This window comes from Thermogemmatispora onikobensis (assembly GCF_001748285.1).
In the GTDB taxonomy this organism is placed as follows: domain Bacteria; phylum Chloroflexota; class Ktedonobacteria; order Ktedonobacterales; family Ktedonobacteraceae; genus Thermogemmatispora; species Thermogemmatispora onikobensis.
In genome coordinates this window covers 67,994-78,503 of sequence record NZ_BDGT01000027.1, presented here as the reverse complement: position 1 = coordinate 78,503, position 10,510 = coordinate 67,994, and the positions used below count along the sequence as shown (strand labels likewise).

Here is a 10,510-nt window from a genome sequence, read left to right as displayed (position 1 = left end):
ACAATATTGAGCCCAAGATCGAGGCCATGATACAGTCGGTCCTCCATATTCAGAGCGCCTACGCCCGCGCCTTGCTGGTTGATCGCCGGCGTCTGGCCGAGGCCCAGGCGGCGGGGGATGTACTTGGAGCCTACCGGGTGCTGCGGGATGCTTTTGAGACTGATGTTCGTCCTCTGCTGGCGCAGGCGCGCGAGGAGATGGGTCTTGATCCCGACCCCATAGCCGCCTTCCGCCGCAGCGGCTATGCCGATGAGGTGGCGCGGGCGCGCCCGGCCAGTAAGGGCGGAGCAAGCGGCTATCCAGGTGCCTGATGGTCAGACTGGTCGATTTGTCGCCTGGGTTGCTGCTCTCCAGGTGCATTCTTCTCTTGTTTGGCTTTGGAAAGGGGAGACAACGCTATGCCGCGCAATCTCTGGCGCGATGACGACATTCAAGGGCAAGAGGCGGACGAGGTCGCGCTGTTGCTCTATCGCTCGCATCTGCTGGGGCGCGATCGCAGCCTGGCCAACTGGGGTGGGGGCAATACTTCTGTCAAGCTGACTCAGCCAGATTTCCGCGGACGGCCCACGCGCATCATGTGGGTCAAAGGCAGTGGGTCTGACCTGGCGACCATGACGATGGCCGACTTTGTGCCGCTGCGCCTGGACGACGTGCTGCCACTGGAAGAGCGCGAGGCCCTCAGCGATGAAGAGATGGTTGCCTATCTGCTCCATTGCCTTGCCGAACCAGGACGTCCGCGCCCTTCGATCGAGACGCTGCTCCATGCCTTCCTGCCCTTTGCCCACGTCGATCACACGCATCCCGACGCCATTCTTGCCTTCGCCAACGCCCAGAACGGGCGCCGACTGGCCGAGGAGGTCTTTGGCCGACGCATGGCCTGGATTCCTTATATCCGTCCAGGCTTCACCCTTGCCAGGCAGGTCGCCCAGGCGGTACGAACCAATCCCGAGGTCGAACTGGTCATTCTCGAAAAGCATGGCCTGGTGACCTGGGGCGACAGCGCCCGCGCCTGCTACGAGCAGACCCTGCGTGTGGTCCAGGAGGCTGAAGACTTCGTTGCTGCCGAGCGTCAGCGCCGTGGGCGGACAACCGTCCTGGTCGCTCAGCCCGGGCTGAGTGCCGCCGAGCGCGAGCAGCTGCTGGCGAGCATCTTACCCGGCCTGCGCGGCCAGCTCAGCCAGCCGCAGCGAATGGTTCTGACCGTCGATAGCAGCGAGGAGGCCCTGACCTTCGCCAGCGCTCCCGAGGCGCGCGAGGTAGCCCGCCGCGGCTCCGCCTGTCCTGATCACCTTGTGCACACGCGCCACTGGCCGGTCTGGGTTCCCTGGGAACCGGCCCAGGGTCTCGAAGCTCTCAAAGTAGCTCTGCGTGAAGAAATCGCGGCCTTCCGCCACAACTACCAGCGCTACTTTGAAGAATGGCATCATCCGGGCGACGTCCTGCAGCACGCCAATCCACGCATCGTCGTCGTGCCCCATCTCGGCATCATTGCCAGCGGACGCGATGCCCAGATGGCCGGCGTGGCCCGTGATCTCTATCAGCGCGCGGTGGCCGTGATGCGGGCATGCGAGAGCCTGGACCGCTTTACCCCGCTCTCTGAGAGGGAAGCCTATGACATCGAGTACTGGCCGCTGGAACTCTACAAGCTCACACGTCGCCCGCCCGAGAAAGAGCTGGCCGGGCGCATCGCCCTGGTGACTGGCGGCGGCAGTGGCATCGGGCGCGCCACGGCTCTGCGCCTGGCCGCCGAGGGGGCCCACGTTGCCATTCTTGATCTCAACCCGCAAGGTGCCCAAGAGACCGCCGACGCCATTACCCAACAGTATGGCCAGGGGCGCGCGCTGGCCTGTCCCTGCGATGTCAGCGACGAGGAACAGGTTGCCACTGCCTTCGCCGCCACCGTGCGCGCCTACGGAGGACTCGATATTGTCGTCAGCAACGCTGGCTTCGCCGCCGCGGCTCCCCTGACCGAAACTCGCCTGCAGGACTGGCGCAAGGTCTTTGATGTACTGGTCCAGGGCTACTTCCTGGTAGCGCGCGCAGCCTTCCGCCACTGGCAGGAGCAGGGCCTTGGTGGCAGCTTAATCTTCATCACCTCCAAAAATGCCGTTGTGGCCGGCAAAGAAAACAGCGCCTACAGCGCTGCCAAGGCTGCCGAGCAACATCTCGCTCGCTGCCTGGCCGAAGAGGGCGGGCCGCTCGGCGTGCGAGTGAATGTTGTCATGCCTGATGCGGTCCTGCGCGGCTCCAGCATCTGGAGCAGTGCCTGGCGTGAGGAGCGGGCCCGCGCCTATGGCATCGCTCCCGAGCAGCTAGAAGACTACTATCGCCAGCGCACCACCCTCAAGGTCAATGTCTTCCCGGAGGACGTCGCCGAGGCCGTACTCTTTTACGCCTCCGATCGCTCCTCCAAAACCACCGGCAGCGCCCTCACCGTCGATGGAGGCGTACCGGCAGCCTACCTGCGCTAACGCCTGCTCAGGTTGAGGCCTGGCGCAGCGCAAGAGCGAGCAGAGCGAGAGAGGAACACGAATGAGCGAGCGCTATCTTGCCGTGGTTGACCTGGGAGCGGAGAGCGGGCGCGTTCATCTGGCGCGCTACGATGGTCAGCGCCTGACCCTGGAGGAGGTCCATCGCTTCGCCAACGGCCCGGTGGTCCTCCAGCATCACCTCTATTGGAACGTGCTCGCTCTCTGGCAGGAAGTCATCAGTGGCCTGCGTAAGGCGAGCCGCCTGGCTGGCAGGCTCGATAGCATCGGCGTCGATACCTGGGGCGTCGACTATGCCCTGCTTGACGATCGGGGCCTGCTGCTGGGCCTTCCCATCCACTACCGCGACCGGCGCACCGAGGGCCTCATGGACGAGGTCTTCAGGCGCATTCCGCGCGAAGAGATCTACGCCCAAACGGGCATTCAATTCATGCCAATCAATACCCTCTACCAGCTCCTGGCTCACCAGCGAGAACAGCCGCGCCTGCTAGAAAACGCGACTCACCTGCTGCTGATGCCCGACCTCTTCCATTACTGGCTCAGCGGCGAGCGCCTCTGCGAGTATACCAATGCCAGCACGACCCAATGCTGGTCAGTTCCACACGGGAGCTGGGCCAGGGACCTCCTGACCAGGCTGGGCCTCCCGACGCACTTCCTGCCAGCAGTAGTAGCGCCGGGTACCCCGCTCGGCACAGTCCAGGGCGAGCTGGCTGAGGAGCTGGGGGAGGATGTGCTGGTCATCGCCCCAGCGACCCACGATACAGCCGCCGCCGTGGCAGGCATACCCATGCCCGCCAATCCGCGCGACCGGGCCTACATCAGCTCCGGCACCTGGTCCCTGGTGGGCCTCGAACTGCCTCAGCCCCAGATCGCCCAGGGCAGCGTCAGCAACTTCACCAACGAAGGCGGCGTTTTTGGCACCGTCCGCTTTCTGCGCAACGTCATGGGCCTCTGGCTGCTGCAGGAATGCCGCCGCAGCTGGCAAGAGGAGGGGCAAGCCTTCACCTATGAGCAGCTCCTGACCCTGGCCGAAGGAGCACCAGCCTGGGCCGCCCTCTTCGACCCAGACCATCCTCTCTTCCTCCCGCCGGGCGACATGCCGGCCCGCATCCGTCAGCAGCTCAGCGCCCACAGCCAGCCCGTTCCCGCCGCCGGCGACATCCCCGCCCTCGTGCGGGCCATCCTCGACAGCCTCATTCTGCGCTATCGTCAGGTATTAGAGCTTGCCGTCAGCATCACCGGCAACACGCTCCAGGCCATCCACGTCGTCGGCGGCGGAGCGCAGAACCGCTGGCTCAACCAGGGACTGGCCGACGCTACCGGCCTGGCCGTCATTGCTGGTCCCATCGAGGCCACCGCCCAGGGCAACGCCCTGCTCCAGCTTGTCGGCCTCGGAGAACTCCACACCCTCGCAGAAGTGCGCACCCTGGCCGCCTGCTCCACCGTCACCCAGACCTTTCTCCCCAACCCAGAACGGCGGGCCGCCTGGGATGAAGCCTACGCCCGCTTCACCGCCCTTTTCCCGCTGGCCTCCCCTCTCCCCTAGCCAACGAGGCGCCAGACAAGTACCGATCGGCTGCTCGTCTGGCACCTCGCCCCGGCATCTCAGCCAGTCCAGTCCCTCTGTGTCACAACAACCTCAGCGCCTGATCGGAGCAATCGCCCTCATCAGGACAAAGCGCGCTCCTGTCGGGTCTCCTACAGGCCGAAGGCTTGGCGCAGCGCCTGGCAACATTCGGCGATCGCATCCTGGGCCTGCCTCAGAGGAATGGGCGGCGTAAGAAAGCCGTGGATCATCCCCTCATAGCGATGGATTGTCACCGGTACCCCGGCCTCGCGCAGGCGCTCCCCGTACCGCTCACCCTCATCGCGCAGCGGATCATACTCGGCGGTAATCACCAACGCCGGGGGCAGTCCACGCAGATCTTCGCGCAGCATCGGCGAGACCAGCGGATTGCGCACCTCCTCGGGACTGTTCAAGTACTGATTGGCGAACCACAGCATATCATCGAGCGTCAGATTATAGCCCTGGCCATTCTCGCGGCGCGACGGTGTATCCGCTGTAAAGTCCGTCGCCGGATAGATCAAGAGCTGAAAAACCAGGGGAGGCCCGCCCTGCTCGCGCGCCAGGTGCGTCACCACCGCCGTCAGATTGCCACCAGCGCTATCGCCCCCGACGGCCAGGCGCCGGGCATCTCCGTTCAGCTCCGCCGCATGCTCAGCCACCCAGCGCGTTGCTGCGTAGCAATCCTCGGGCGCCGCAGGAAACTTATGCTCAGGAGCCAGCCGATAGTCGACCGAGACCACCACGCAACCCGCGCCATTGGCCAGACTGCGACAGAGACCATCGTGCGTGTCGAGATTGCAGATTACCCAGCCGCCGCCGTGGAAGAAGACCAGCAACGGGAACGGACCAGCCCCCGCGGGCCTGTAGACACGGATAGGTATCTCTCCTGCGGGACCAGGGATACGCCGATCCTCAACATGGGCCACCGGCTCCTTCACCTGGGCTGTGGCCAGCTGGGCAGCGATGGCCTCGCGCGCCACCTGGGGCTTCAAAGCGCTGATCGGCGGCACATTCATGGCCGCCAACCCGTCAAGATAAGCGCGCAAACTCGGATCGAGAGGCATACACTTGTCTCCTGCCTTTCTCAAAGGAATCTCCCGCTCGTCTACTTGTCCGCTGCCCCTGCCTCAAGACAGTACGAAAGAAACAGAGCAGCGCCCAAGCAACAGCAGCAGTATCATCATAGCTCACCATTGGCAGACACGGCAAATACTGGCATCAAGACACTCACCATCAGCGAGCAAACCCTGCATCAGGGAGCGTAGCCCTCGTTGTCTTGCCCCAATAGAGCGCTCTCCACAAGCCAACAGCTCTAGAGAAGAGGAGACAAAGACGGCCAGGGTAGCCACCACCACCACCACCACCGCAACTACCGACCTGGGCGGCAATGCGGGTTATCCCAGAAGTGCCTTGGCGGCCAGAAAGGAAGATTGCCAGTGGGAGTGTAAGGATGCTAACCGGGAGATATACAACATGTTATGTAACAATTGTCTTTGTGCTAAAGAACACAGTGAATGTAACAGTAGCACTGTGACATTGTGGCTGACTGCGCGTCGGAAGTTATCCACAAGTTATCCACTTGAGGAGGGCCAAATTGGTGGATAACACTCTTTTCGCATCCCCCGGATTACTGTATAATGTAGTGGGGAGAAGTGGGGGAAAGTGGTGAATCCTGGCGCAGCGGTCCAGGCTGGCAGCCAGCCATGCCGTTGGAAGGCAGGCAGCTCCTCGTTGTTACGATAGAGGGTGCGCATGTTTCTTGGTGAATATGAACATACGATAGACTCGAAAGGGCGCATGGCTGTGCCGGCGCGTTTTCGGGCTCAGATGGGGCGAGGAGCCGTGATCAGCAAGGGGATGGGGACCTGTCTGTCAGTCTATCCGATGCAACGCTGGGAAGAGAAATCGGCGGAGCTGGTGGCGGGCAGGAACAGCGATGAGCTGCGCGACTTCGAGCGTCGCATCTATCCCAGCGCCAGCGAAGTTGAGCTAGATGCTCAAGGACGGATTGTGATCCCGGCCAAGCTGCGAGCCTATGCCAGGCTTGGCACGGAAGTTACCGTAGCCGGCGTGCGAGATCACTTTGAAATTTGGGATCGCGCCATCTGGCGAGCCTATCAAGAGAAGCTGGAAGCCGAAGGGGACAAAATTCCTTTTTAGTGTAATGTCTTGGCGGAGGGGATTAAGCGGGGCAAGGAGGGCAAGTGGACAGGAGGTATGGCAGCTAGCTGGTGGCGGTGGCGGCCAGCGTTGTGCGCGGGAAGAGTCTTCCTTCCTGCTGCAGAGCGCTCGGCTGCACGTACCAAGCGGTTTAAGCGAGTGGAATATGGAAGTAAGGCACATGCCAGTGCTGCTGGAAGAGGTGGTACGGTTTCTTCAACCGCAAGCGGGCGGTCATTATATTGATGGGACATTAGGTGAAGGTGGTCATACAGAGGCGATTCTTGAACGCTCGGCTCCCGATGGCAGAGTTCTGGGTATCGATCTCGACCCCGAGGCGCTGGACCGTGTAGCGCGGCGCCTCTCCAGGTATGTGAAAAGTGGACGCCTGCTTTTGGCGCAAGGCAACTTTGCCGACCTCGAACGCATTGCTGCAGCACACGCTTTCGGGCCGGTCCAGGGGATTCTCCTCGACCTGGGGTTCTCGTCTCTGCAGCTTTCAAACCCGCGGCGCGGCCTCTCTTTTACTGTGGAAGGGCCTCTGGATATGCGGCTCGATCCGGAGCAGCCGCTCTCCGCTGCCGACCTTGTGAACCGGGCCGATGAGCAGGAACTGGCCGACATCTTTTACCGCTATGGCGAAGAGCGCCATGCCCGCCAGATTGCCCGGCGCATCGTGCGTGAACGTGGGCAGGCGCCCATCAGCACTACACGCCGGCTGGCTGAAATCGTGACAGCGGCCATCGCTGCCGTGCGTCAAGGACCCCCCCGCGATGGCATCCATCCAGCGACGCGCGTCTTTATGGCTCTGCGTATTGCCGTCAATCGCGAGCTGGAGAATCTGGAGCGAGCCTTGCCGCAGATGCTGAGTCTGCTCAGCTGCGGCACCCCGGGCGAGCGTGGCCCGGCGGGCAGGATGGTCGTAATTGCTTTTCATTCGCTAGAAGATCGCATTGTGAAGGATTTTATGAAGCGCGAGGCGACAGACTGCCTTTGTCCCCCACGGACGCCTGTCTGTGTCTGTGGCCATCGTGCGCGGCTACGCCTGCTTACTCCCAAGCCGGTACAGCCGACGGCTGAGGAGGTGCGTGCCAACCCGCGTTCGCGTAGCGCCCGCCTGCGCGCCGCCGAACGCCTGGCAGACTCACCTGCCTGAGCATCTTCTTCACAGAGACGGCAGGCTGATGCGGACGACCTCCTCCTGCTGATGATGTTGGCTCCAGGCCAGCCTTGTAGGCAAATCGCTGGAGGAGCACAGCGCAACAGAGCGCGCAGCGCAGCGAGCAGCGGACTAGCAGCAAGCGAGAGCAAGAGCGAGACAAGAGAAGGAAGGTCCTGCCATGCATTACGCCAGTGGTGGACAGAAAAAGGCTCCCACGCGGCCTATTGTGGCCGCGCGGCGCCGCCGTCAGCTTCACCCCTTCTTCTTCCAGATGGGGCCGGTGGCGCTGACCATCAGCAGCGTTCTGCTGATCGCCCTGATGGCCCTGCTCTACTTGTCGCAGCTGAGCCAGGCGCTCAATGTGAACCAGCAGATTCAGGATTATCAGGCAAAGCAGGCAGTGCTGCAGCGGCAGAATCAGGACCTGGTCAATACCCTGGCGCAGGAGCAGTCGCCGGCCTATATCGCGGCCCATGCCCAGGCACAGGGCCTGGTTCCTGCCGACCCAAAGGCTGTTGAAGTGCTGGAGGTGCCCGGTTTGCAGTCTGTTCCCAATCAACAATCGGGAGCGGCCCCCTGATGCAGTGTCCCGTCTCCGTCTGTAGCTGTGAGTCAGTGAACGAGTGACTTGGGTGGGTATGAAGCCTGCAACAGCGACCTCTGGGTCTGGATCGTTGGCTGGAGAACAATCGACCAGACTGCCAGAGTCGGAGGTCCAGGCCAGGGTACGGGCCTGCCGGGGAGTCAGCGCGATGGATGAAGGAAGCGACGCATGAAGAAGACGAGGAGCAGCGTTCTGCCTGGGGGAGGAGGCTAAATGAGCACGGAGGTTCGCCGCGCGCGCGCCCGGCAAATGCTCATCTTCTTGCTGGTCTGCGTTGGCATGCTTGCCCTGCTTGGACGACTCTACTACTGGCAGATCGTCGAGGCCTACAGTGGTCACAAGCTAGCGCTACTGGCCAGCCAGGAGCACATTCATGATCAGGTCCTGACCGCCTCGCGCGGCCTCATCTACGATGCCAACGGCCTGGTGCTTGCAACCAATGTGGTGCGCGACGACGTCTATATCGAGCCGGTTCAGTTCTCCGAGGACCACCCCGATGATCTGCAGGCGGCCCTCTCACAAACCCTGACGGCTCTGCATAGCGTGCTGCCTACGCTCTCCGTTGCCGAGACTCGCCGCGCCTTTATGGAGGCCCTTACCGCCAACCGCTGGTCACTGCTCATCGCCCGCGCGATCTCCCCACAACAGAGTGAGCGCCTCCGTGAGCTGGCCCTGCCCGCGGTCTTCCTGGCCCCTCAGACTGAGCGCATCTATCCCCAGGGAGATCTGGCCGCCCAGGTGCTCGGCTACGTGGGCTACGTCAGCGGCAGTGCGTCCCTGCAGGGCGTCTATGGAATCGAGGCCCAATATAATAGCCTGCTGGCCGGCAAGCCAGGCAGTCTGACTGCTGAGCGCGATCTCTATGGTAATCCCTTGGTGGTCGGCGCCAGCTCGGAAGAGCCACCCGTGCCCGGCGCTAATCTGACGCTGACCATCGATAGCACGATCCAGTACTTTGTGCAGACGCAGCTGGCCGCAACCGTCAAGCAGCTCGGCGCTCAGGGCGGCACCGTGGTGGTGCTCGATGCCCAGACCGGGGCCGTGGTGGCAATGGCCGGCTACCCAGGCTATGACCCGAATCAGTACGGACGCTACGCCGACCAGACTGGTTGCCTCCACAGCGAGGAGGTCTATCTGAATCCGGCTCTCTACTGCGCCTATGAACCTGGTTCGACCTTGAAGGCCGTGACGATGGCGGCAGCCCTCGATCAGGGCCTGATTACGCCCAATACGGCAATCTATGATCGCGGCTATCTGACGTTCAACGATGGGACGCCTATGGTGACAAACTGGCAGAACCAGGCCTGGGGACGCGAGACGATGACCGAGGTGCTGGTCCATTCGGCCAATGTCGGGGCCGCCTACGTGGCCCACGACCTGCTCGGTCCCACTCGCTATTATCCCTATCTGGCTCGCTTCGGCTTCGGTCAGCGCACCGGTATCGATAGCCCCGAGGCCACCGGCTTCTACCGCCGCCCCGGCTCGCCCGGCTGGACACCCAGCGATCTGGCCCGCCAGGCCTTCGGCCAGAGTATCCTGGCGACGCCCTTGCAGGTGGCTCTGGCCTACCAGGCCATTGCCAACGACGGCCTGATGATGCGCCCGTACCTGGTCTCCGCTATCGAGGCCAATGGCCATGTGACCAGAACTCAGCCCCAGGTCGTGCGCCGCGTCATTAGCAGTAAAGCGGCCCATGAGTTGACCAGTATGCTGGAGGTGGCGGCGATCGATGGCTCCGCTCAGCGCGCCCTCGTCCCGGGCTATACGGTCGCCGCGAAAACCGGCACCGCCACCACGCAGGGGATCTCGGAGGACCAGACCGAGGCTTCGGTCGCGGGCTTCTTGCCCGCCTCCCATCCCCGCTTCGTGATTCTGGTGAAGCTGGATCGCCCCCAGGCCAGTATCTACGGCGGGACCGCCGCCGCTCCTCTGTGGAAGACCATCGCTCAGGAGCTGATGTGGTACTACCATGTCCCGCCCGATCAGTCGCAGTGATTTCTTTCTGGTACTATAAAAAGGTGCGAAATGGAATTACAGGATCAGAAGCAAGAGCGTGACGATCTTGATCTGCAAAAACAGGTACAGCGGCTGGAAGAGCTGGAGCTGAGCGAAACCTGGCGACAGCTGTTGGGGCTGGCGGGCCAGTCTGGGCAGCAAGAGAAGGCCGAAGCGCCCGCTCCCACCGAGCCGGTAGTGATCGAGCCGCTCCCCAATGATCCTTGGAGCGAGCTGGTCCAGACCCGGGGCACGGAGGTCATCGATCTGCAGCGCCTGCATGCCAGCCATGAGCCACTCAGCGAGCAGGATGTAGAGCAGGCCATCCAGGCGATACAGGAGCAGCCTGCCCAGTCTGCTCAGGCTCAGACTCGTGAGACCAATGGCCAACCTCTGGGAGGAGAGAGCTGAAAGGGCACACGCAGAGCGCTGGCCTTCTTGCCAGGCTGTATCTTGCCGCCTGGCTGATCAGCCGGAGGCTGGAGAAGCATCGTTCTCCACTCCTGGCTGCGAGCGCCACGGCAGGCCAGGTC

Annotated in this window: 8 protein-coding genes and 1 pseudogene; 8 read left to right on the top strand and 1 reads right to left on the bottom strand. The window is 62.8% G+C overall.

The window, feature by feature from the left end:
- The 3 genes and pseudogenes from BGC09_RS13040 to BGC09_RS13030 all read left to right on the top strand — a co-directional run.
- Positions 1-311, top strand: a pseudogene (locus tag BGC09_RS13040) (sugar isomerase); the annotation flags it as partial.
- Between the two features lie 87 nt (positions 312-398).
- On the top strand, positions 399-2,471 hold the full coding sequence (locus BGC09_RS13035) for a bifunctional aldolase/short-chain dehydrogenase (protein ID WP_069804428.1): 2,073 nt from the start codon (positions 399-401) through the stop codon (positions 2,469-2,471).
- A 61-nt stretch (positions 2,472-2,532) separates the two neighbouring features.
- Complete coding sequence (locus BGC09_RS13030; RefSeq protein WP_069804427.1) at positions 2,533-4,035, top strand: rhamnulokinase; 1,503 nt, start codon at positions 2,533-2,535, stop codon at positions 4,033-4,035.
- A gap of 152 nt (positions 4,036-4,187) precedes the next feature.
- On the opposite strand, the gene lipP1 is transcribed toward BGC09_RS13030, so the two are convergent.
- Complete coding sequence (gene lipP1, locus BGC09_RS13025) at positions 4,188-5,120, bottom strand: LipP1 family hormone-sensitive lipase (RefSeq protein WP_069804426.1); 933 nt, start codon at positions 5,118-5,120, stop codon at positions 4,188-4,190.
- Positions 5,121-5,808: 688 nt separating this feature from the next.
- Here lipP1 and mraZ point away from each other — a divergent pair.
- From mraZ to BGC09_RS13000, 5 genes are all read left to right on the top strand, one after another.
- The gene (mraZ, locus tag BGC09_RS13020) at positions 5,809-6,216 is read left to right on the top strand and encodes a division/cell wall cluster transcriptional repressor MraZ (protein WP_069804425.1); all 408 of its coding nucleotides are present in this window, start codon (positions 5,809-5,811) and stop codon (positions 6,214-6,216) included.
- Between the two features lie 181 nt (positions 6,217-6,397).
- Positions 6,398-7,372, top strand: a complete 975-nt coding sequence (rsmH, locus tag BGC09_RS13015; protein ID WP_218104040.1) for a 16S rRNA (cytosine(1402)-N(4))-methyltransferase RsmH — start codon at positions 6,398-6,400, stop codon at positions 7,370-7,372.
- Between the two features lie 184 nt (positions 7,373-7,556).
- A complete protein-coding gene (locus tag BGC09_RS13010; protein ID WP_052887394.1) occupies positions 7,557-7,958 on the top strand; it encodes a hypothetical protein in 402 nt (133 codons plus the stop codon).
- A gap of 237 nt (positions 7,959-8,195) precedes the next feature.
- A complete protein-coding gene (locus BGC09_RS13005; protein WP_069804423.1) occupies positions 8,196-9,977 on the top strand; it encodes a peptidoglycan D,D-transpeptidase FtsI family protein in 1,782 nt (593 codons plus the stop codon).
- Positions 9,978-10,007: 30 nt separating this feature from the next.
- Positions 10,008-10,388: a hypothetical protein gene (locus BGC09_RS13000; protein WP_069804422.1), complete on the top strand. Its 381-nt coding sequence runs from the start codon at positions 10,008-10,010 to the stop codon at positions 10,386-10,388.
- Positions 10,389-10,510: the final 122 nt, after the last annotated feature.

Excerpts from the sequence above, each read along its gene's own strand:
- rsmH (WP_218104040.1), top strand. The coding sequence starts at position 6,398 with ATGCCAGTGCTGCTGGAAGAGGTGGTACGGTTTCTTCAACCGCAAGCG.
- BGC09_RS13005 (WP_069804423.1), top strand. The coding sequence starts at position 8,196 with ATGAGCACGGAGGTTCGCCGCGCGCGCGCCCGGCAAATGCTCATCTTC.
- mraZ (WP_069804425.1), top strand. The coding sequence starts at position 5,809 with ATGTTTCTTGGTGAATATGAACATACGATAGACTCGAAAGGGCGCATG.
- BGC09_RS13030 (WP_069804427.1), top strand. The coding sequence starts at position 2,533 with ATGAGCGAGCGCTATCTTGCCGTGGTTGACCTGGGAGCGGAGAGCGGG.
- BGC09_RS13035 (WP_069804428.1), top strand. The coding sequence starts at position 399 with ATGCCGCGCAATCTCTGGCGCGATGACGACATTCAAGGGCAAGAGGCG.
- BGC09_RS13000 (WP_069804422.1), top strand. The coding sequence starts at position 10,008 with ATGGAATTACAGGATCAGAAGCAAGAGCGTGACGATCTTGATCTGCAA.
- lipP1 (WP_069804426.1), bottom strand. The coding sequence starts at position 5,120 with ATGCCTCTCGATCCGAGTTTGCGCGCTTATCTTGACGGGTTGGCGGCC.
- BGC09_RS13010 (WP_052887394.1), top strand. The coding sequence starts at position 7,557 with ATGCATTACGCCAGTGGTGGACAGAAAAAGGCTCCCACGCGGCCTATT.